This is a genomic window from Desertimonas flava (assembly GCF_003426815.1).
Classification (GTDB): Bacteria; Actinomycetota; Acidimicrobiia; order Acidimicrobiales; family Ilumatobacteraceae; genus Desertimonas; species Desertimonas flava.
In genome coordinates, this window is sequence record NZ_QKYK01000009.1 from 77,281 (window position 1) to 99,291 (window position 22,011).

General features: G+C 70.3%; 19 protein-coding genes and 1 tRNA gene. 7 read left to right on the plus strand and 13 right to left on the minus strand.

Features of this window, described 5'->3' with window-relative positions:
- Positions 1-132: 132 nt before the first annotated feature.
- The gene (locus DN771_RS12785; RefSeq protein ID WP_116997893.1) at positions 133-993 is read left to right on the plus strand and encodes an ABC transporter ATP-binding protein; all 861 of its coding nucleotides are present in this window, start codon (positions 133-135) and stop codon (positions 991-993) included.
- On the opposite strand, the gene DN771_RS12790 is transcribed toward DN771_RS12785, so the two are convergent.
- Together DN771_RS12790 and DN771_RS12795 are read right to left on the minus strand one after the other, a co-directional pair.
- Positions 926-1,447 (minus strand): SRPBCC family protein, encoded by a 522-nt coding sequence (locus tag DN771_RS12790; protein ID WP_116997895.1) that lies wholly within the window; start codon positions 1,445-1,447, stop codon positions 926-928. The genes DN771_RS12785 and DN771_RS12790 overlap by 68 nt on opposite strands.
- Before the next feature lie 10 nt (positions 1,448-1,457).
- Positions 1,458-2,096 (minus strand): hypothetical protein, encoded by a 639-nt coding sequence (locus tag DN771_RS12795; protein ID WP_116997898.1) that lies wholly within the window; start codon positions 2,094-2,096, stop codon positions 1,458-1,460.
- A gap of 96 nt (positions 2,097-2,192) precedes the next feature.
- On the opposite strand from DN771_RS12795, the gene thrH reads away from it, so the two are divergent.
- The 4 genes from thrH to DN771_RS12815 all read left to right on the plus strand — a co-directional run bounded on the left by thrH (position 2,193) and on the right by DN771_RS12815 (position 5,361).
- The gene (thrH, locus tag DN771_RS12800) at positions 2,193-2,819 is read left to right on the plus strand and encodes a bifunctional phosphoserine phosphatase/homoserine phosphotransferase ThrH (RefSeq protein WP_227462337.1); all 627 of its coding nucleotides are present in this window, start codon (positions 2,193-2,195) and stop codon (positions 2,817-2,819) included.
- Between the two features lie 126 nt (positions 2,820-2,945).
- On the plus strand, positions 2,946-4,076 hold the full coding sequence (locus DN771_RS12805; protein ID WP_227462338.1) for an MFS transporter: 1,131 nt from the start codon (positions 2,946-2,948) through the stop codon (positions 4,074-4,076).
- 57 nt (positions 4,077-4,133) lie between these two features.
- Positions 4,134-4,207 (plus strand) — tRNA-Val (locus tag DN771_RS12810).
- A gap of 272 nt (positions 4,208-4,479) precedes the next feature.
- Positions 4,480-5,361, plus strand: coding sequence for an aldo/keto reductase (locus tag DN771_RS12815; RefSeq protein WP_116997902.1), 882 nt, complete (start codon positions 4,480-4,482; stop codon positions 5,359-5,361).
- Positions 5,362-5,374: 13 nt separating this feature from the next.
- Here DN771_RS12815 and DN771_RS12820 read toward each other — a convergent pair whose 3' ends face one another.
- The 9 genes from DN771_RS12820 to DN771_RS12865 all read right to left on the minus strand — a co-directional run bounded on the left by DN771_RS12820 (position 5,375) and on the right by DN771_RS12865 (position 15,918).
- Positions 5,375-5,983 (minus strand): J domain-containing protein, encoded by a 609-nt coding sequence (locus DN771_RS12820; RefSeq protein ID WP_116997904.1) that lies wholly within the window; start codon positions 5,981-5,983, stop codon positions 5,375-5,377.
- 40 nt (positions 5,984-6,023) lie between these two features.
- On the minus strand, positions 6,024-6,947 hold the full coding sequence (locus tag DN771_RS12825) for a D-isomer specific 2-hydroxyacid dehydrogenase family protein (RefSeq protein ID WP_116997907.1): 924 nt from the start codon (positions 6,945-6,947) through the stop codon (positions 6,024-6,026).
- 14 nt (positions 6,948-6,961) lie between these two features.
- Positions 6,962-7,756, minus strand: coding sequence for an ABC transporter permease (locus DN771_RS12830; RefSeq protein ID WP_227462339.1), 795 nt, complete (start codon positions 7,754-7,756; stop codon positions 6,962-6,964).
- A gap of 40 nt (positions 7,757-7,796) precedes the next feature.
- A complete protein-coding gene (locus DN771_RS12835; RefSeq protein WP_227462340.1) occupies positions 7,797-8,879 on the minus strand; it encodes an ABC transporter permease in 1,083 nt (360 codons plus the stop codon).
- Positions 8,880-8,913: 34 nt separating this feature from the next.
- Complete coding sequence (locus DN771_RS12840) at positions 8,914-10,062, minus strand: ABC transporter substrate-binding protein (RefSeq protein WP_205528564.1); 1,149 nt, start codon at positions 10,060-10,062, stop codon at positions 8,914-8,916.
- 103 nt (positions 10,063-10,165) lie between these two features.
- The gene (locus DN771_RS12845; protein WP_116997910.1) at positions 10,166-11,359 is read right to left on the minus strand and encodes an ABC transporter ATP-binding protein; all 1,194 of its coding nucleotides are present in this window, start codon (positions 11,357-11,359) and stop codon (positions 10,166-10,168) included.
- 161 nt (positions 11,360-11,520) lie between these two features.
- Positions 11,521-12,948, minus strand: coding sequence for a gamma-aminobutyraldehyde dehydrogenase (locus DN771_RS12850; RefSeq protein WP_116997912.1), 1,428 nt, complete (start codon positions 12,946-12,948; stop codon positions 11,521-11,523).
- Positions 12,949-13,002: 54 nt separating this feature from the next.
- Positions 13,003-14,718, minus strand: a complete 1,716-nt coding sequence (locus tag DN771_RS30055) for a fasciclin domain-containing protein (RefSeq protein WP_193615366.1) — start codon at positions 14,716-14,718, stop codon at positions 13,003-13,005.
- A 3-nt stretch (positions 14,719-14,721) separates the two neighbouring features.
- Positions 14,722-15,918 (minus strand): peptidoglycan-binding domain-containing protein, encoded by a 1,197-nt coding sequence (locus DN771_RS12865; protein WP_116997916.1) that lies wholly within the window; start codon positions 15,916-15,918, stop codon positions 14,722-14,724.
- Positions 15,919-16,109: 191 nt separating this feature from the next.
- Between DN771_RS12865 and ald the strand changes: the two genes are divergently transcribed.
- Positions 16,110-17,261 (plus strand): alanine dehydrogenase, encoded by a 1,152-nt coding sequence (gene ald, locus DN771_RS12870; RefSeq protein ID WP_116997917.1) that lies wholly within the window; start codon positions 16,110-16,112, stop codon positions 17,259-17,261.
- A gap of 48 nt (positions 17,262-17,309) precedes the next feature.
- Here ald and DN771_RS12875 read toward each other — a convergent pair whose 3' ends face one another.
- The gene (locus DN771_RS12875; protein WP_116997919.1) at positions 17,310-19,094 is read right to left on the minus strand and encodes an AMP-dependent synthetase/ligase; all 1,785 of its coding nucleotides are present in this window, start codon (positions 19,092-19,094) and stop codon (positions 17,310-17,312) included.
- Positions 19,095-19,130: 36 nt separating this feature from the next.
- Positions 19,131-20,453: a UDP-N-acetylmuramoyl-tripeptide--D-alanyl-D-alanine ligase gene (locus DN771_RS12880; protein ID WP_116997920.1), complete on the minus strand. Its 1,323-nt coding sequence runs from the start codon at positions 20,451-20,453 to the stop codon at positions 19,131-19,133.
- A gap of 391 nt (positions 20,454-20,844) precedes the next feature.
- Between DN771_RS12880 and DN771_RS12885 the strand changes: the two genes are divergently transcribed.
- Positions 20,845-21,969, plus strand: a complete 1,125-nt coding sequence (locus DN771_RS12885) for a D-alanine--D-alanine ligase family protein (RefSeq protein ID WP_116997922.1) — start codon at positions 20,845-20,847, stop codon at positions 21,967-21,969.
- Positions 21,970-22,011: the final 42 nt, after the last annotated feature.

Below are 22,011 nucleotides of genomic sequence, written 5' to 3' on the forward strand. Positions count from 1 at the left end.
TGCTCCTGCGCACGGGACCCGACTCTAGCGGATGTTGCAGTTCGGTGACGATCATGCTGCGGTCTCCGAACGCGGAGACGGCGGCGAGCCGGCTTGGGGAACCGCTGTGGTCAGCCAGCAGACTGGTCGCCGATGACCGACCGCCCCGCCGACGACCAGCCCCACCCGGCGCTCCTCCTCGAACACGTCCGGCTCGTCCGCGACGCCACGACGATCCTCGACGACGTCTCCCTCGCCGTGTACCCCGGGCAGCGCTGGCTGGTGCTGGGCGCCAACGGCTGCGGGAAGACGTCCCTGCTGCGGATCGCCGGCCTCTACGACCACCCCACCTCGGGGACGGTCGACGTCCTCGGTGAGCGGCTGGGCCGGACCGACGTGCGGGTCTTGCGCCGCCGCATCGGGTTCGTGTCGGCCGCCCTCGCCGATCAGCTGCGCCTCGGGCTGTCGGGCCTCGACATCGTCCGCACAGCCCGGTACGCGGCGCTCGAGCCGTGGTGGCACACCTACACCGTGGCCGACGATCGCCGGGCCCTCGACTGCCTCGATCGGATGGGCGTGGCGCGCCTGGCCGATCGCCCCCTCGCCACGATGTCCTCCGGCGAGCGCACCCGGGTCCTCCTGGCCCGCAGCCTCATGAACGACCCGGCGATCGTGCTGCTCGACGAACCGGCGTCGGGGCTCGACCTCGCCGGGCGCGAGCAACTGGTCGACGCCCTCGACGACCTCGCCGCCGATCCCTCGGCACCGCCGTTCGTGATGGTGAGCCACCACGTCGAGGACGTCCCGACGAACCTGACGCATGCGATGCTCCTGCGTGAGGGACGCGTGCTGGCCGCCGGTGATGTCGCCGAGGTGGTGACCGCCGAGCGCCTGACCGCGTGCTTCGGGCTGGAGATCTGCATCGAGCGCCGGGCCAACGGCCGATTCAGTGCGTGGTCGCCTCGCCCGACACGGGCGGTGGTGCCGGATCCGATTCCGGCGGCGGCGGACTGACGCCGAGCCCGCTGTCGCCGGCCAGGAGCTCGTTGAGCGCCCTCGTGGCCCGGCGGATCTCGTCGTCGAGAATGCGGCCGAGCACGGTCCGGCTCCACAGCTGACCGGAGTACTCGAGGGCCATCGTCATCGACGCCCCGCTGTCGGCCCCCTCGATGGTGGCGTCGAGGATCCACGCCGCATGGTCGCGCTCGTCGGGCTGGATGCGCTCGAACCGCGCCCGACGCCCCGGCTCGAACTGCGTCCGCACCATGCGCAGCTGCTTCGACCGGGTGAAGGGCCCGACCCGGGCCCGCAACTCGACCCACCACGCGGCTCGGCCCTCGTCGGGCTCGAGCTCGGTGGCGCGGTGCACCAGCCTCATCCAGGGCGGATACCGGTCGAGCGACTCGACCTGGGCGAACAGCCACGCCGGCTCCGCGCCGTGGATCACTTCGGTGACGACGGTTCTCATCGGTGGATACTCAGCGGGGACGGCCGCGGCCGGTCGAGCGGCGGCCCGTTCGCTGGCCGGTGAAGGCGCGCGACAGCAGCGGCGAGGTGGCGTCGAGCACCCCGCCGAGGTCATCGGTCTCGTCGAAGTCGGGTTTCCACGGGATCGCCACGGTGGCGTCGGGGTCGTCGACGGACGCCGCCGCCAGTCCCGTGACCTCGGCCACGGTGCGCTCCGGGTCGGGCACCGGCTGCTCGTCGTCCGAGGTCGGCGGGCGGCCCGCCGCGGCGGGAGCGGTCGCTCGCGAAGCTGCCGACGGTGGCTCCGCCTCCTCGAGCGACAGCTGCACCTCGGGCTCGGCCGCGGTGGCGGGCACCCCGTCGGGCGTTCGAGCCGACCGTGGCTTGCGCGGTGACCCCTTGCGTGCCGGCACCCGGCGGGCCGGGCGTGGCGAGCGGAACAGGCGCGGGGTGGGGTCGCGTGCATCGTCGAGCGACCAGCCGATCGGCACGACCATGGCGTCGGCGTGGCGCAGGCAGAGGACACCGGCGCGGTTCCGGTCTGCCGACGGGTCGATCGGGATGAGCCAGACGAGGAGGCGGTCGGCGTCGAACCCGTACGCGATGGCGCCGGGCTCGGAGCACGCCGGGCGTTCGCACAACCTCGTCATTGCTGCTCAATCTAGACCGCGGCTCAGGTCGTCCCTGGTACATCGGCTGGTGTGCGTTGGCGCCGGGCGGTGCCCGGCGACGAGAATGGCACCCCTGTGACCTCGTCCACCGCGCCCGCCGAGCCCCGCCAACGTCTCGTCACCCTCGACCTCGAGGGAGTGATGACACCCGAGATCTGGATCGCCGTGGCCGAGGAGAGCGGCGTCGACGGACTGCGCCGGACCACCAGGGACGAGCCGGACTACGACGCGCTGATGCGCGGCCGGCTGGCCCTGATGGCCGAGCACGGGCTGACGATGTCGATGGTCACCGACGTGATCGCGTCACTGAACGTGCTCGACGGGGCCCGGGAGTTCCTCGACGAGCTGCGCCGCCGGACGCAGGTGGTGATCCTGTCGGACACGTTCGAGCAGTTCGCCGCGCCGTTCATGCGCCAGCTCGGGATGCCGACGATCCTCTGCCACTCCCTGGTGGTGCAGGACGACCGGATCGTCGACTATCGCCTCCGCCTCCCGGACCAGAAGCGCCGGGCCGTGGAGGCGTTCCGCGCTCTGAACTACCACGTGGCTGCGGCCGGCGATTCGTACAACGACTCGTCGATGCTGCGCGCTGCCGACCGGGGTGTGTGGTTCCACGCCCCCGAATCGATCCGCGCCGAGTTCCCGCAGTTCGGGGCCACCGACGACTACGGCGAGCTGATCGACCTGCTCACCGCCGACTGATCCTCCCGATCGCCAGGGAGCCGAACCCGGACGGTCGTCCCGGCGCCACCTCGTACAGTCGCTGGCCTGGACGACGTCACGACGCCCCCGATCGGCCGCCGGCCGCGGAGACATCTGGCGCTGGCGTTGTTCTCCGTCGCCTTCGGTACGAACGTGTCGACGCCCCTGCTCCTGCTCTATCAGGATCGCCTCGATCTCAGCACGTTCACGACGACCGCGCTGTTCGCCGTCTATCCCGTCGGCCTGCTTCCTGCCCTGCTGTGGTCGGGACCGGCGTCGGACGTGCTCGGGCGCCGGCGTCTCATCGTGCCCGGCATCGTCGCCTCGGCGCTGGCGTCGGTGGTCATGATCCTCGGCCGCGACTCGGTCGCCGCGCTGTTCGCCGGACGATTCCTGCTCGGTGCGATCTCGGGCGTCGTGTTCGTGGCGGCGAGCGCTTGGATGCAGGAGATCGAGCCCAGCAGGGACCCGCTGTGGCCGTCACGGCTGACGAGCATGGTGCTGTACGGGGGGTTCGGCGGGGGCCCGTTCGTGACGGGCGTGCTCGCCCAGTGGGCGCCGTGGCCACTGACCCTCCCCTACCTCGTCCACATCGCCCTGGTCGGCGTCGGACTGTCGGCGATGACGAGGGTGCCCGAGGCCGGCATCGTCCGGCGGACCGGCCGCATCCGCCCCGATCTCGGCCTGCCGCCCGGTACGCGACGTCCGTTCTTCGAGGTCGTCGCCCCCACCGCGCTGGCCGTGTTCGGGTTCGCGTCGCTGTCGCTCGCCCTGTTCCCGGTCCTCCTGCGCCCGGCGATGCATGGCATCGCCCTGTTCGTCACCGGTGCCAACGCACTGCTCACGGCCGGCGCCATCTTCGGCGCCCAGCGCGTCGTGGTGCGCATCGGCGTGGTCAGGGCCGCGCCCGTCGCCCTGTCGTTCGGTGCCGCCGGCTGCGCCCTCGGGGTCCTCGCCTTCGCCACCGACTGGTGGCCCATCGTGTTCCCCGCGGCGATCGCCCTCGGCGCCTCGTCGGGGCTGGCCGTGACGACCGGCCTGCGGTTCGTCGACATCCTCACCGCCCCGCAGACCCGCGGAGCGATGACGGGCGCGTTCTACGCAGTCGCCTACGCGGCGATGACCGCCCCGGCGCTGGTCACGTCGATCGCCCGCACGCGCACCGGCTACATCGTCGTGCTGTCGACGATGAGCGTGTTCGCCGTCGCGGCGACCGCGTGGCTCCGCCGCCGCGCTCCGCAGATCGTCGAGCCGTGATCGGGCACCGTGATTCGTCGAGCGCGCTGATATCCTGCCGGTGCCCTTTGGCGACAGGGGCGCTTAGCTCAGTTGGTTAGAGCGCTACGTTCACACCGTAGAGGTCGTGGGTTCGAGTCCCGCAGTGCCCACTGGAACACGCCGGGCGGCGACGCGTTCCGCTCCCGCGACGAGCGTGTACCTCGTGGGCACGTCGTGCGCCGTCCTTGCTGCCTCCGGCGGGCGTTCAAGCGCCACGCAGGCTTGCCTCGATTCGCTTGCGTCACATCGACGGCAGGGTTTGAGAGCTGTCCGGTCGGTCCACCTGGAACACGCCGGCCCCACCGGATCGCTGGCTGGAAGCATCCGATGGAGCATGTCGTCCGCGTGACCCGGACCCCCGCCAGGCGTAGGGTCGGAGTTCATGTTGGAACGACTGATGTTCGGGCGCACGGGTCACGAGAGCACGAGGCTCATCTTCGGCGCTGCGGGTATCGGATGGACGAGCCAGGAGCACGCTGACGCGGTCCTCGAACAGGTCCGTGCGGCGGGGATCAACCACCTCGACACGGCCGCGTCCTACGGCGATGCCGAAGTACGAATGGCGCCGTTCCTCCGGCGGCACCGCGCCGACTACTTCCTCGCCACCAAGACGGGCGAGCGGACCGGCGACGCGGCTCGGGCCGAGCTCGAGCGGTCGCTCGAGCGGCTGGAGGTCGACCAGGTCGACCTGATCCAGCTCCACAATCTCGTCGAGGCCGACGAGTTCGACGTCGCCCACGGTCCCGGCGGCGCCGTCGAGGCGCTCGTGCGAGCGCGGGACGAAGGCCTCGTCCGCTTCATCGGCGTCACCGGTCACGGCGTGCGCATCGCCGAGATGCACCGTCGCAGCCTGGAGCGCCACGACTTCGACTCGGTGCTGTTGCCCTACAACCACCTGATGATGCGCAACGCCGATTACCGGCGTCACTTCGAGGCGCTCGTCGACGAGTGCCAGGCGCGCCAGGTCGCAGTGCAGACGATCAAGGCGGTCGCCCGTCGGCGCTGGACGACCGACGGCGACGAGCCCCACCGTTCGTGGTACGAGCCGCTGCCGCCGGGCCCGGCGCTTGCCCGGGCGGTCGCCTTCGTACTCGCTCGACCCGGCCTGTTCCTCAACACCTCGAGCGACACCCGTCTCCTGGACGCCATCGTCGCGGCCGCGACGGGTCCGTGCGAGGCGCCGAGCGACGAGGACCTCGATGCCGACGCGCGCACGCACCACATGGCGCCCCTGTTCGACGGGCACGAACTCGAGACGATCTGAGCTCCGCCCAGGTTCACTCGTCGGCGGGGATGCGTTCCACGCACGCCGTACCCACGCCGTTGCGGTCGCGGTAACCGATGGTCCCGGAGGGACAGGCGCTCCCGAACGACACCAGGCTGCTCACACGGAACGCGGCAGAGTCGTCACACGGCACCTCCCCGGCCGATCGGTCCGTCTCGATCAGGACGACGCACGCCCCCGGCTCGAGCACGCCGTCGATCGGCCTCGCTGGGGACTGGCTGGCCAGCGTGGCGATCAGGAGCACGATGCCCGCTCCGATACCGGCCATCACGAGGCAGAGGCGCCACGGGAACGTCGCCGCCTGCGCCGGGAGCGGCGGCTGGCGTGTGAACGTCGTCGTTGACCGCGCCGGCGCTGTGTCGACTCGGGGGGCGGTCGGGCGGGTCGTTGCGTCGCGGACCGACGCGTCGTAGACGGCGCGGCGAGCTGGGTCGCTCAGCACCTGGTAGGCCTCGTTCAAGCGGGCCATCGCCGCGGGACTGCCCCCGGGCACATCGGGGTGATGCCGTCGCGCGAGCCGCCGGTAGGCGTCACGGATGGCGTCCTCGTCGGCCGCCCCGGTCAGCCCCAGGGTCTGGTAGTGATCGCGGTCCGCGCTGATGAGTCGACGCTATTGGGAAGGCGGGCCGTGGCGCACGTCGTCAGTAGCCGGCCTCGACGTCGACCAGCCCGATCAGCTCCTCGTCGTCGGCGAAGCGTCGCACGTTGGTGGCGATGCGCTCCGACAGCAGAGGAACGGCCATCTCCGGCGTGTTCCCCACGTGGGGGGTGATGATGCAGTTCGGGAGCGACCACAGTGGGTGCCCCTCCGGGAGCGGCTCGGGATCGGTGACGTCGAGCCCGGCCCCGCCGATGACCCCCTCGCGGAGCGCGTCGACGAGATCGTCGGTGACGACGTGGCCGCCCCGGGCGACGTTGACGAGCCAGGTGTGCGGCTCCATCAACGCCAGTTCCCCCGCCGCGATGATGCCTTCGGTCTCGGGGGTGAGCGCCAGGGCCAGCACCACGAGGTCGGCTCCGGGGAGGGCATCGGCGTAGCGATCGGCCTCGAGGACGTCGTCGACACCTTCCATGTCGTTCGCCGTGCGCCGTACCACCGTGATGTGACAGCCAAACGGGCCGAGGAGGCGGACGAGGGACTCGGTGATCCCGCCGCCACCCAGGATCGTGACGCGAGCGCCGAGGAGGTTGCGGCCCTGCGGCGCCGACCAGGTGGTCGCCCGGGAGTACGTGCCCAGGCCGCGCATGCCGGCGAGAGCGAGCGTGAGCGCCATCTCGGCGACCGGCTCGGCGTACACCCCCTTGCCGCACACCCACGTGTGGTCGGTGTCGAGCAGGTGGGCGAACCGCTCGATGCCGGCGAACGGCAATTGGATCCAACGGGCACCCGGCGCCTCTTCGATGGCTGCGGCGAGCGCATCGGGATCGCGAGGATCGCCCCACACGATGCCTTCGGCGTCGGCGAGAGGGACGACGTGGCCGCCCCCTTCATGCACGGCCTCGGTCATCCACTCCGGGGCCCGCTCGGGGGCGATCGCTATTCGGGGAGGCTCAGGTCTCGGCATGTCGAGGTGCGAGGTTAGTGCCCGCGGGCTGCCCGACGGGTCGATCGCAGCACCCCGATGAGCATCAGCCCGACGCTGACGACGAGGATGAGCGTGGCGAGCACGTTCACCTGTGCTGGGAACTCGCGCTGGAACGCACCGTTGATGTACACCGGGAAGGTCTGCAGCGAACCGGAGTTGAAGACCGTGATGATGTAGTCGTCGATGGAGAGGGCGAACGACAAGAGGGCGGCTGCCGCGATGCCCGGCAGGATGAGCGGGAACGTGACGCGCCAGAACGTGCGGAGCGGCGACGCGCCCAAGTCCTGCGCAGCCTGCTCGAGCGTCCAGTCGAACCCGCGGACCCGGGCTCGCACCGTGAGGGCGACGAAGCTGACCTGGAACATCACGTGGGCGATGACCACGGTCGTGAACCCACGCGTCACGTCGGCGTCGAGGAACAGCGCGGCGAGCGACGAACCCATCACGATCTCGGGCGTGGTGAGCGGCAGGACGAGCAGCACGTTGAGTGTCCCGGCGCCGCGGAAGCGGTACCGCGACAAGGCGATGGCGATCATCGAGCCGAGCACCGTGGCGATCGACGTGGAGATGGCGGCCACCTTGAGGCTCTCGACAAAGGCATCGCGATAGCTCGAGCCCTCGAAGGCGTTGAGCCAGTTGTCGAGCGTGAACTCCTGCCACGACAGGTTGAAGTCGCCCTTCGGCTTGTTGAACGAATAGATGACGATCCAAGCGATCGGCATGAAGAGATAGACGAGCACGACGCCGGCGAAGATGTTGAGCGGCCATCTCCCCCACCAGCGCCTCACGATCGGCCCTCCATACGGCTGGCCGGCCTCTCGGTGCCGCTCAAGTGAGGTCCTCCGTCCCGAGGAACTTCGTGTAGACGAGGACGCCGATCGTGATGATGAGCATGAGCACGAACGACATCGCCGCGGCGACGGGCAGGTTGCTCTGGACCAGGAACTGATCCTGGATCGAGTTGCCGATCATCGTGGTGTTCGGGCCGCCGAGGTACTCGGCATTGATGAAGTCGCCGGCCGCCGGGATGAACGTGAGCAACGTCCCGGCGAACACACCGGGAAGCGAGAGCGGAAGGACCACCTTCACAAACGCCCACACGGAGTTGGAGTAGAGGTCCTTGGCGGCGTCGACGAGATTGACGTTGATCTTCTCGAGGCTGACGTAGATCGGCAGCACCATGAACGGGACGAAGTTGTAGGTGAGACCGCCGACGACCGACCACATCGTGTTGAGGATGCGCCCGTTGTCGATCAAGCCCACCGCCTCGAACACGCCGTCGAGCCGCAAGCCCTCGAGCACCCCCATGATCGGCCCGTTGTCGGCGAGGATGCTGCGCCACGCGATCGTGCGGATGAGGAACGACGTGAAGAACGGGATGACGACGAGTCCGAGCAGGAGGTTGCGCCACCGCCCGCCACGGAACGCGATGACGTAGGCGAGGGGATAGCCGATCAGGATGCAGAACACCGTGGCGAGCGCGGCGTAGCCGAAGCCACGGCGGAACTGGTCGCCGAACTCCGAGAAGGCATCGCTGTAGTTGCCGAAGTTCCAGTCGAACTCGGCCTCGACGGCGAACCGGCTGGGCAGAGTCGACAGTGACGTCTTGAGGAGCGTCAGCAGCGGCGCCACGAAGAACAGGGCCAGCCACAGCACGCCCGGCTTGAGCAGACCATAGGGCGCGAGCTGCCGGCGAGTGTCGGGCGCACCGGCTACGGCCACGACGACCAGCCCGACGATCGAGCCGAGCAGCACGAGCAGGGCGACCACAGCGGCGGTCCCCGTGACGGCACGGACCCCGATGAGCATCAGGATCAGCGTCGCCAGCACGAGCGCGCCGAGACCGACGAGGTCGGGGCGAGCGGTGCGTCGAGGCGCGCCGGCCGCTTCCGTCCCCGTGGCTGCTGTCATCGCCGCCCCGTCGTTCCTTCCGCCGACGGTCCGCTCAGGCGCCGACGATCGACGAGAACGCTTCGTCGAACTCGGCCTCGACGTCCTCGCTCAAGTTGGCGAAGGTGTGCACCCGCGAGATCGTCTCCTCGTCGGGGAAGACCAGCGGGTTCTCGGCCAGCTCGGGGTCGATCTTGGCGACCTCCTCCTGGACGCCCTTCACCGGCGACACATACTGCACGTAGGCGGTGATCTGGGCGGCCTGCTCCGGGTCGTAGACGAAGTCCATCCACTTGGCCGCCTGCTCGACGTTGGCAGCCCCCTTGGGCAAGACCATGGCGTCGGCCCAGCTGGTGCCGCCCTCCTCGGGGATGACGAAGCGGATGTTCGGGTTGTCGACCGACAACGATGCGACGTCGCCGGACCACCCGATGCACGCGGCGAAGTTTCCCGTCTCCAGGTCGGAGATGTAGTCGTTGCCGGTGAACGACCTGATCTGACCGTCGCTCTTCGCCTGCTCGAGCTTCTCGAACGCCTCGGCGGCCTCGTCGAACGATTCGATCGTCGAGATGTCGACGCCGAGCGACAACAGGATGAGCCCGATGGTGTCGCGCATCTCGGTGAGCATGCCGATCTTGCCCTTGAACTCCGGATCGAAGAGATCCTCGGTGCTCGTCAGCTCGCGCCCGGTCACCTCGAGGTTGTAGGCGATCCCGGCGAAGCCCGTCTGCCACGGCAGTGTGTACTCACCCGATGGATCCCAGGCCGGCTTCACCAGGTCGTCGCGGAGGTTGGCGGCGTTGGGAATCTGATCGAGCGGAAGCTTGTCGACCCACTCGAGCATCACCAGCCGACCGGCGAGCCACGACGTCGGGGCGATGATGTCGGGCTCGATGGTCTCGCCGCGACCGAGGACCGGCTGGATGCGAGCGAAGTACTCGTTGTTGTCGTTGAAAGCCTCCGAATAGGTCATGTCGATGCCGGTCGCCTCGATGAAGCGGTCGACGGTGCCGACATGCCCGTCCTCGGTGAGGTCGATGTACTCGGGCCAGTTCTCGAAGAACAGCGAACCGGCGTCGCCCGAGGCCGGACGCCGCGCCGGACGGGGGGCGGCGCCGACGCGCGCCGAGCCGAGGATGGACGGCAGGGTGACCCCACTGGCACCGAGGGCACCGGCGGCACCGAGGAATCGGCGTCGCGACATGCCGCCACGGGTGCGAGCGGGGACGTTGGCGGATCGGTCGGAACGGGTCATGGGCGCTTGCCTTTCTCATGGGTCACGAGTCGGAAGGTGGAGACGGTGATCATCACAGCGCGGCCTCGATCTGGTCGACGTCGGTGACGTTCGAGCCGGCCTGGCCCGGCCACCCGGCGAGGAGGTAGGCGGCGTCAGGTCGCCACGTGGCGTGCACTTCGGCGCCGGGCATCAAGAAGGGAAGATCGTCGTCAGGATCGACATACGTGACGATCGACGTGCCGTCGGCCAGCACGAGCTCGACCCGGGCCGAGGATCCCTGGAAGATCACGTCGCGTACCGTGCCGCGCAGGCTCGTCCCCTCACCGGCGGGCGCCATGGCGATCGTCAACCGTTCCGGGCGCAGCATCACCGAGACCGGATCGCCCGTCGCCGGAAGGCGCGGCCCGGCGGCCCTGACGACCGGCCCGCAGTTCAGGCGGACCACGGCCGCGCCACCGTCGCTCGCTTCGACCGTCCCGGGGAGCAGGTTGGCGCTCCCGATGAACCCGGCCACGAACATGGAGGCCGGCCGGTGGTAGATCTCCTCCGGCGTGCCGATCTGCTCCACGACCCCCTCGGACATGACGGCGATGCGATCACTCATCGTGAGCGCCTCGCCCTGATCGTGGGTCACGAAGACGAACGTGATTCCCACCTCTCGCTGGATCCGTTTGAGCTCGATCTGCATCGCTTCGCGCAGTTTCAGGTCGAGCGCGGCGAGCGGCTCGTCGAGCAGGAGCGCACTCGGATAGTTCACGAGGGCCCGGGCGAGGGCGACCCGCTGCTGTTGACCGCCGGACAATTGCGACGGCTTGCGGTCGGAGAAGTCGCTGAGCCTGACGATCTCGAGCATCTCGGCGACCCGCGGGAGGTAGTCACGCTTGGCCATTCGTTTGGATCTCGGCCCGAACGCCACGTTGTCGGCGATGGTCATGTGCGGAAAAAGGGCGTACTGCTGGAACACCGTGTTGACGTTGCGCTTGTGAGGTGGCGTGCGACTCACGTCGACCCCTTCGAGCAAGACCCGACCGTGTGTCGGCTGCTCGAACCCGGCGATCATCTTCAGCGTCGTCGTCTTGCCGCAGCCCGACGGACCGAGCATGGCGAAGAACTCCCCGCGCCGGATCCCGAAGTCGGCGGACTTGACGGCCACGAACGACCCGAACTCCTTGCGGACTCCCTGGAGTTGAATGACGGTGTCGCCGGGCTCGTGGGCCGGCGCGCTGGCGCCCGCCTCGGCTGTCGCCAGGACCCCGTCGTCCATTCAGTGCTCCCTCGTGAGTTCGGGCCGCGAACGCCGGCGCCGCCGCAGCAGGTCCGACCGGCAGGGCCGCCACAGGTCGGACGGCCGGGTTCCTCGGCCGCGCGCAGCATCGTAAACCCTCCGCGCGACCCCGCGCCGCCGATGGAGGTGGCCGCCGAGCATCAGCTGTCGAGGTTGGCCATCACGTGCTTGATGCGCGTGTAGTCCTCGAAGCCGTAGGACGACAGGTCCTTGCCGTACCCCGAGCGCTTGAAACCGCCGTGGGGCATCTCGGCGACGAGCGGGATGTGCGTGTTGATCCAGACGCAGCCGAAGTCGAGTCGCTTGGACATCCGCATCGCCCGGCCGAAATCCTTGGTCCACACGCTCGACGCCAGGCCGTACTCCACACCGTTGGCCCACGCCACGGCCTCGTCCTCGTCGGTGAACGGCTGCACGGTGATGACCGGGCCGAAGATCTCGTTCTGGATCATCTCGTCGTCCTGACGCAGGTCGGCCACGACGGTCGGTGAGTAGAAGTAGCCGGCGTCGCGTGCGCGGCTTCCGCCGGCGACGACACGGGCATGGTCGGGCGTGCGGTCGAGGAACCCGCTGACCCGGTCGAGCTGATTGGCGTTGTTGAGCGGGCCGAACAGCACGTCCTCGTCGTCGGGGAGCCCCGTCTTGGTCCCCGACGCCTGCTCGCCGAGCGCGTCGACGAAGTCGGCGTAGATGCGGGGGCCGGCGAGCACGCGTGTGGCGGCGGTGCAGTCCTGACCGGCGTTGAAGTAGCCGGCGACGGCGATCGCCTCGGCGGCGGCGGCGAGGTCGGCGTCGTCGAACACGACGACCGGGGCCTTCCCGCCCAGCTCGAGGTGGACCCGCTTGAGCCCGGCCGCCGCACTGCCGGCCACCTCGACACCCGCGCGGACGGAGCCCGTGATCGACGCCATCGCCGGCGTCGGGTGCTCGATCATTCCGCGGCCGGTGTCGCGGTCGCCGCAGATGACGTTGAACACGCCCGGCGGCAGGAACTCGGCGGCGATCTCGGCGAGCAGCGTGGTGCTGGCCGGGGTGGTGTCACTGGGCTTGAGCACCACGGTGTTGCCGGCGGCGATCGCCGGGGCGAACTTCCACACCGCCATCATCATCGGGTAGTTCCACGGAGCGACCTGGGCGCACACCCCCACGGGCTCGCGGCGGATGATCGACGTCATGTTCTCCATGTACTCGCCGGCGCTCTTGCCCTCGAGATGCCGGGCGGCGCCGGCGAAGAAGCGGACCTGGTCGACCATCGGCGGGATCTCCTCCGACCGGGTGAGGGCAATCGGCTTGCCCGTGTTGGCGACCTCGGTGGCGATCAGCTCGTCGGCGCGGGCTTCCATCGCGTCGGCGATGCGCAGGAGGGCCAGGGACCGCTGCGACGGCGTGGCGTCACGCCACGCCGGGAAGGCGGCGGCCGCCGCCGCCATCGCCGCGTCGATGTCGGCGCCCGACGACAACGGGGCGGTGGCGTACTGCTCGCCCGTGGTCGGATCGATCACGGGCGTCGTGCGACCGTCCGCGGCGTCGACGTGGGACCCGTTGACGAAGTTCTGAAAGGCCTTCATGGACGAGTTGTAGCACGTCGTCGACCGTCCGGCTGCTGGGCCCTCCGCGACTCGTCAGGGGCCGGGTGGCGCGGTGCCCACCGGCTCGGTCGCCGGAGCGGGCGGCGGTTCGGTGGCCGGCACCGTTTCGGGCGGTGCCGGTGGTGGCACCACGATCGGGCTGTCGACGATGTCGAGGAGGCCGTTGGGCGCGGGGAGGTCGGGCGTCTCGATCAGCGCTCCGTTGATCGTCAGCGCCACGGGGTCGATGACGAGCAGGTCGTCGTTGAGCGTGCGGAACTCGGTGGGCGGATCGGTCGGCGTGAACAGCGTGATCGCGGGTACCGCTCCGGGCAGGAGGTGGGCGAGCACGAACCGTTCGAGCCGATCGGGATCGGCTTGGATCGCCGGCCACTCGGCGAGGGCCGTGAGCGCGTCGTTCGTCGGGACCAGGGCCGTCAGCTGCGGGTGCTCCGGGTCGAGACCGGTCAGCAGGTCCACGAGACCGGCCGACTGCACGGCACCGGCGAACTGCGTCAGCAGCGGGTCGGTGCTGACGATCTCCCACAGGGACTCGGCGGCGACGATCGTCGTCGTCGTGGTGGTCGGCGGCAGCGTCGTCGTGCTGGTCGATGTGGTGGTCGTCGGCGGCTCCGTCGTCGTGGTCGGCGGCAGCGTCGTCGTGCTGGTCGACGTGGTGGTCGTCGGCGGCTCCGTCGTCGTGGTTGGCGGCAGCGTCGTCGACGTGGTCGTCGACGTGGTCGTCGTCGGCGGCAGCGTCGTCGACGTGGTCGTCGACGTGGTGGTCGTCGGCGGCAGCGTCGTCGACGTGGTCGTCGTGGACGTGGTTGTCGTGGTCGTCGACGTGGTCGTCGTCGGCGGCAGCGTCGTCGATGTGGTCGTCGACGTGGTCGTGGTCGGCGGCAACGTGGTGGTCGTGGTGGTCGACGTCGTCGGCGCCAACGTCGTGGACGTGGACGTCGTGGACGTGGACGTGGTCGTCGTGGACGTCGTGGTCGTCGATGTCGTCGTCGTCGTGGTCGTCGACGTGGTCGAACCGGTGGGCGTCGTCGTCGTGGTCGTCGTGGTGGTGGTCGTCGTGGTGGTGGTGGTGGTCGGGGGCAGGCCGGTGATCAGCGTGTCGACGAACTCCGGGACGAGGTCGACGAGCAGTTCGGCGACCGAGCGCTGCGCGCCACCCGTGAGCACCAAGCCGAGCACGAACCCTTCCCGGTGCCAGAGGGCCAGGCACCGCCCACCTTCGCAGCGTCCGGCGATCTCGCCACCGATGGTCGGCGGCTCGACGCGCACGACGTTGCCGACGCCGAAGCGCCGGGCGACGCGGTCGAAGTCCAGTCCCGACGCGGCGTCGAACCGGGAGATGTCGAGGGCGAACAGTGACAGCCCGTCCGCAGCGGGCGTCGCCATGCAGTTGACCACGGTCACCCTGTCGCCGGTGTCGGAGTGGAGCTCGGCGTCGACCCGGGCGAACCCGTACCAGGCGGTGAAGTCGGTGCGAAGGTCCGTCCCGACGGCGGCGGCCACGGCGACCAGCTCCTCGGGTGTGACCAGCGGGCAACGCGGGCCGGTCGCCGGCGCGTCGGACCCGGCGGGCAGTGGCGGGTTGGCGGACACGAAGTCAGCCAGCTCGGCCTTCGCTCGGCCGATGTCGAAGACCGCCGACGCCGTGGACGGCGTGAGCGCGGCGACGCCGACGAGGCCGATCCCCACCGCCGCAGCGGCGAGCGCGGCGACCGTCCGGAACGGCCGCTGGAACGAGGAAGTACGCATCGGTCAGATCCCGAGCGCCGCCTGGGTCTGGCGGCCGGCCCTTCCGTCCACGATGATCCCGGCGCCGGTCTGGAAGTCGACGACCGCCGCGGTCGTCAGCGGCCCGTACGTCCCGTCGATCGGCAACTCGTAGCCGAGGGCGACGAGTGCGACCTGGAGGCCCGTCACCCGCTGGCCGGTGCTGCCGGGGGCCATCGACCCGCCGCGCAGCGTGCGGGCGTCCGAATCGCAAGGCTGTACCAACTCCTGGGCCGTCACGCCCGTCATGCCGAGCACGGCGAAGTTCTCGGCGCAGGCGTGATCGACGAGGCCGTTGTGCTTCCAACCGTCGTTGTCGATGTGGAACACATCGGACGTGAGGCACCCGGTGTCGGTGGGGCACGGCGTGCTGTTGCCGACCGCCCACCCGTCGTTGCACACAGGCTCGGCGAGCAGGGTGATCCCGGTGTCGGCAGCGATCGCCGCCGCGGTGCACTCGGCGGGCGCGCCGCGGATGACGGCGAGCTCGTCGAGGAGCTGCGGCACGGCCGCGGTCATCACCGTCGACGCCGACGAGGGCCCGACCCCCGCCGCCGGGCCTTCCAGTGTCATCCCGATGACGAGCCGGTTCGACTGCCAGATCACCACGCACGAGCCCGTGCTCGCCGCAGTGAGACAACTCCCGGCCATCTGGCCGCCGAGGCCGGCCGGCTGCACGGGCAGGACCGGCTCCACGCCGTACCGCCGGGCGACGTCGGAGAACGACACGCCGTCCCGCAGGGTCACGGCGAACAGTGTCGGCCGGGTGACCGAGCCGTCACCGGGCCGGCTCGTCGAGCACGTGATCACCGGGAGGCCACCGACCTGACCCACCGGCGTGGATGCCGGCCGGAGTTCGGGCTCGGAGGTGGTGACGGCGGACCACGGATCGAGCTGCGCCTGCAGCCCGCCGGCCGACGCCGCGGCATTCATCACGTCGGTGCTGGCCACCGGACAGGCGGGCGCGGTGGGCGCCGCGGTGTCGGGCGGGTTGGCGCCGACGTACCGAGCGAGCCGGATCTTCGCCGCGTCGATGGCCAGCTGACGCGAGAACTCGAACGTGCTCGGTCCGCCATCGGGGGGCACGGCGGCGTGCGTGCTCACCGCCGGCAGCAAACCGAGGACGGCGGCGACCACCACCGCCGCGATGCCCGAAACCAGCCGGCCTCTCGACCTGCCCATGTGTGCCTCCTGGATTCGATCCGACCCGTCGGCGGCCACCCGCACGCCCTGCCCGTCGGGCGCCGCCTCGGCCCCGGACAGGCACGCTAGATCGCCATCTTGCCCCGCGGATCGCGGCGACGACGAATGTCGCCGAACTGTAAGAGAGCTGTCGCACGCCCCGGTCCGGGCCGCCCTCTACAGTACGGCCCATGACGTCCGCGGAACGCCCGATCCGAACAGCCGCCATCACGACCGTCGGCGTTCCGAAGGAGGTCAAGACGGCCGAGCACCGCGTGGCGATGACCCCCGACGGCGTCCGCGAGCTCGAACGCAACGGCATCAACGTCTACGTCGAGGCCGGCGCCGGCGAGGGCGCCTCGATCAGCGATGCCGACTACGTCGCGGCGGGTGCGGACATCGTCCCCACCGCAGCCGACGCGTGGTCACAACAGATGGTGGTGAAGGTCAAAGAGCCCAAACCGGAAGAGTTCCAGTTCCTCCGCGACGACCTCGTGCTCTTCACCTACCTGCACCTCGCCGCCTACCCCGCCGTCGCCCAGGCCCTCATCGATGCCAAGACGACGTCGCTGGCCTACGAGACGGTGCAGCTCGCCAACGGCGCGCTGCCGCTGCTCGCGCCGATGAGCGAGGTCGCCGGCCGCCTCGCCCCCCAGATGGGCGCCCACTTCCTCGAGCGCCACAACGGCGGCCGCGGGATGCTGATGGGCGGAGCACCGGGCGTCCGTCCGGCCAAGGTCGTGGTGCTCGGCGCCGGCAACGTCGGCTGGAACGCGGCGTGGATCGCCGCCGGCATGGAGGCCGAGGTGGTGCTGATCGACAAGAACCTCGATCGCTTGCGGTGGGTCGACCAGATCCACCGCGGTCGCATCATGACGCTGGCCTCGAACCGGGGTGCCATCGAGCGCAGCGTGGCCGATGCCGACCTGGTGATCGGGGCCGTCCTGGTCGCCGGGGGACGCGCTCCGGTCGTCGTCAGCGAGGACATGGTCAGGTCGATGAAGCAGCGCGCCGTCATCGTCGACGTTGCCGTCGACCAGGGCGGATGCATCGAGACGATCCGGGAGACCACGCACGACGAGCCGGTCTACGAGCTGCACGGCGTCGTCCACTACGCCGTCGGCAACATGCCCGGCGCCGTCCCGCACACGAGCACCTACGCGCTCACCAACGCGACGCTCCCCTACCTGCAGGACGTCGCCGTCCACGGCCCGGCCGCCGCGGCGCGGAAGGATCCGGCGATCGCCTTCGGCGTCAACACCGTGGGCGGGGCCGTGACCAACGAGCCGGTGGCCGAGTTCCTCGGCTGCGACTCCGTCGATCCGCTCGACGCCCTGTCGTGACCGCAGTGGGCTCCGGCGAGCCCACAACACCTGGGACCGCCCGGCCGGTCAGTCGTACATCGACTCGAAGTGGTCGGTGTGGTTGGCGTACACCACGTTGCGCTTGAGCTTCAACGACGGCGTGAGCTCACCGGACTCGACGCTGAAGTCGTGGCCGAGGATGGTGAACTTCTTGATCTGCTCGACCCGGGCGTAGTTGGCGTTCGCCGCGTCGAGGTCGGCCTGGATGAGCGCGATCAGCTCAGGGTTGGTGGCGAGCGAGGCGAGATCGGGATCGAGGCCCTGGGCGGTGGCCCACGGGATCACGACCTCGGCGTCGAGCGTGATCAGGGCCACGGGGTAGGGCTTGCGGTCGGCGAACATCACGGCCTGCGAGATCCACCGCGAACGCCGCAGGTCGCCTTCGAGGTTGGCCGGCGTGAGGTTCTTGCCGCCCGCGGTGATGATGATGTCCTTCTTGCGGCCGGTGATGAACACGTAGCCGTCCTCGTCGATCGAGCCGAGGTCGCCGGTCCGCAGGTAGCCGTCGGGCGTGAGCGCCTCGTCGGTGGCCTCGGGGTTGCGCCAGTACTCCTTGAGCAGCATCGGGCCGGCCATCTCGATCTCGCCGTCGATGGCGATGCGGATGTCGCTGCCGGCGACCGGGCGGCCGATCGAGCCGAAGCGATGGGCCGCCGGCAGGTTGACCGTGCCGATCCCGGTGGTCTCCGACATCCCCCATCCCTCCATCACCGGGACACCGGTGGCGTAGAAGAAGCGCAGGATCTCGGGGGCGATCGGCGCGGCACCGGAGATCGCCAGCTTGACGTTGCCGCCGAAGATCCCGCGCACCAGCGGGAACAGTTCGGTGTCGGATCTTTCGAAGATCGCCTCGTCCTCGGGCGAGACCGGCTCGCCGGTGATGCGGGCCTCCCGGACGCGAACGCCGACCTCGATCGCCGTCGCCACCTCGTCGGCCCGCTCGGGCGGGATCATGCCCATCGCTGCGGCGTACACCTTCTCGAAGATCCGCGGCACCGAGGGCAGGACGGTCGGCTTCACCTGGCTCAGCTCGGTGACGATCTGTGCCGGGTCGCCGCCCCAGAACGAGAGCGTGCCACCGATCTCGAGGGCCACGGCCATGACGAGCTGAGCGAAGACGTGGGCGAGCGGGAGGTAGAGGTACACGGAGTCACCGGGCTCGAACAGCTGCATCTCCACGGCGGCGTGGCGACCGGCGGCGAAGCCGGCGTTGGCGAGGGCGACGCCCTTGGGCCGGCCGGTGGTGCCCGACGTGTAGACGATCAGGCAGACGTCGTCGGGCCCGACTGCCGCGGCGCGCCGGTCGAGCTCGCTCCGATCTGCGACGCCACGCCCCACTGACGCCAGCTCGTCGAGGGTGATCGCCCCCGGCGCCGAGCCGTCGATGAGCACGACCGTGCGGAGGTCGGGCAGCGCCCCACGCACCGACTCGATCTTGGTGAGCTGCGCCGGGGTCTCGCACACGATCGCCACGGCGCCGGAGTCGGAGAGGACCCATTCGCACTCGTCGGCCGAGTTCGACGAATAGACCGGCACCACGATGGCTCCGGCCGCGCTGATGGCGAGGTCGGCGAGCATGAACTCGAAGCGGGTCTCGGCGAGGATGGCCACGCGGTCGCCGACACCGATCCCGAGATCGACGAGACCGAGCGCCACGTCACCCACCCGTCGCCAGAGCTCGTCGTACGACACGGTCTGCCACTCGCCCTCACGCTGGTACGAGGCGGCGGTCCGCGACCCGTATCGAACCGCCGAGACGGCGGCGAGGGCCGCCATCGTGTCGTTGCGGTCAGCTGCCACGTCACCCGTCATGACGGTGACGGTAGCGCTGTACGAACGGGACTCGATTCAGCGATTGCGGGCCAGCAGCTCGGCGGCCACGGCCTGCAGACCACCGACGAGACTGGCCTTCACGACCACGGCGGTGCCGCGGCCGATCGGACCGACCGCCTCGATGGGATCATCGACCGGTGGGCGGCCGTAGAGGTCGGTGCCGACAGGGACGAGCTCGATGCCGAGGGCGGTGGCGAGTCCGGCGATCTCGGCATGACCGGACGCCGGATCGTCGAGCTCCGCCATCACACCGAGCACGGCGATGCGGCGCTCGGCGGGGATCGCCACCAGCGACTGCAACGACGCGCGCATCGACGTGGGATTGGCGTTGTAGGCGTCGTTCACCAGCACGCCGCCCGAGTTCAAGCGGTGCACGGTCATGCGGCCGGGCGACAACGTGGCCCGTTCCAACCCGGAGATCGCCGTGGCCAGGTCGACGCCCACGCTCCCCGCGGCGGCCAGGGCCGCGGCGGCGTTCCCGGCCATGTGACGACCGGACACGGCGAGGCGGGCGGTGCCGTCTCCCCACGGTGTGACCACCCTGATCGTCGGCCGGGCCAGCTCGTCCAGTTCGACGGCAACGACGCGCACGTCGCTCGCCGGTGACTCGCCGAACGTGACGACGCGGGCGTCGGTACGGCCCGCCATCGCCAGCACGTGGGCGTCGTCGGCGTTGAGCACCGCCGTCCCGGTCGCCGGCAGGGCTTCCACGAGCTCGCCCTTGGCACGGGCGACGCCGTCGAGGCCACCGACCATCGCGGTGTGTGCCGCGGCGACGGCGGTGACGATCCCGATCGTCGGCGGGGCGATCGCACACAGGCGAGCGATCTCGCCGAAGCCGCGCATCCCCATCTCGACGATCAGCACCTCGGTGTCGTCGGGTGCGTTGAGCACGGTGACGGGCAAGCCCTGCTCGTTGTTGAAGCTGCGCTCGTTGGCCGTCGTCCTCCGACCGGCGCCGATGGCCGACGCGGCGAGGTCCTTGGTGCTCGTCTTGCCGACGCTGCCGGTGACACCGACGATCATCGTCCCGGCACCCGACGGGTCGCCGAGGCGCCGGGCCCCCCACGCGGCGAGATCCATCAGCGCGGCCGCGGTGTCGGCCACCTCGATGGCCGGGCCCTCGGCGACGATGCCCCTCGAGGTGAGGTACGCCGCAGCGCCGGCGCTCACGGCAGCCCCGGCGAAGTCGTGGCCGTCGCGCTCGGCGACGATGGGGACGAACAGCTGCCCGGCCCCGATCGACCGGGAATCGAACGATGCTCCGGTCAGCTCGACGTCGTCGCCGACGAGGCGCCCGCCGGTGGCCGAGGCGACCTCGGAGCTACGGAACCGCATTCCCGAGACGGTACCGCCCCGTCCTCCGCGTCGGGAGTCCCCCGCTCGCGCCTGACGGGATGTGCCAGGAGGGTGAGCGGAGAGGGCATGTAGTTGTCGGTGAGACGGTGGGTCGCCTCGGGGACACCTCAGGCACGGACGGGACGGTACATACCCCACCGAAGCGTCCGGTATTTGCCCTCCGGTCGGGCGAGCCGAGTGGCCGGTCACCGCCAGGTACGAACGGGAGGGCAAGTACCCCACCGAAGCGTCCGGTATGTACCCTCCGGTTGGGTCGGGCGAGCCGGGTGGCCCTCCGCCTGGCACGGCCTTTCCGCTCACCGCCCAGGCACATCCCGTCAGACGCTGGTGCCGCGGTCGGAGAGCAGGCCGGCAAGTACCGTTGGCACCCATGAGCCGCATCCATCTCGTGGTCCTGTACGGGGGCCAGTCGGCCGAGCACGACGTGAGCTGCGTCACGGCCGCCCACGTGCTCGCCGCGGTCGATCCGGCCAAGTACCGCGTCACCCCGATCGGGATCTCCACCTCGGGCGAGTGGATGCTCAGCGAGGGCGCCCAGGCCGCCCTCGACGCCGGGCCCGGAGCCCTGCCGAGCCGCCTCGAGGTGGCCGGTCCGGCCGTGTCGGTCGGCGATATCGTCGCCGCGGGCGGCGCCGGCGCCGTCACCGCCGAGCATGACGCCGACCGTGACATCGACCATGAACTGACCGTCGTGCTGCCCCTGCTCCACGGCCCGCTCGGCGAGGACGGCACCGTGCAGGGACTCCTCGAGCTCGCCAACGCCGTGTATGTCGGATCCGGGGTGCTCGGCTCGGCCCTGTCGATGGACAAGGCGATGGCCAAGCAGGTCCTCGCCGTCAACGGCATCCCCCAGGCCCGTTTCCGGGCGTTCGGCGAGCACGAGCTCACGCCCGGCCTGCCGGCCGAGATCGCCGCCGACCTCGGCCTGCCGTGCTTCGTGAAGCCGTCGAACATGGGGTCGTCGGTCGGTGTGACCAAGGCCCACGACGTCGAGGAGCTGCGCGACGCCATCGACTACGCCCTCGGCTACGACGAGTGGGTGGTCGTGGAGGAGGCGATCACGGGTCGCGAGATCGAGGTCGCCGTCCTCGGCGGCACCAGCCCCGAGGCCTCCGGGGCCGGCGAGATCGTGCCCGGCGAGGAGTTCTACACGTACGAGGACAAGTACGTCACCGACGGCGCGCAGCTGCTGATTCCGGCGCCGCTCACCCCCGAGCAGACGACCGAGGTCCGCGACCTGGCCGTGCGCGTCTTCAAGACGCTGCGCTGCGACGGCCTCGCCCGCATCGACTTCTTCCTCGAGGAGGGCGCCGAGGGGCGGCCCGGCCGCGGGTTCCTCTGCAACGAGGCCAACACCATGCCCGGCTTCACGCCGATCTCGATGTACCCGAAGCTGTGGCAGGCCGCCGGCGTGTCGTACCCGGAGCTGATCGACCGCCTCGTCGATCTCGCCGTCGCCCGCTCGCAACGCCGCCGCCGCAACACGAAACACTGAGCCCGCCCGACGTTCGCTGATCGTTCTGCTGGCGCGAAGAGG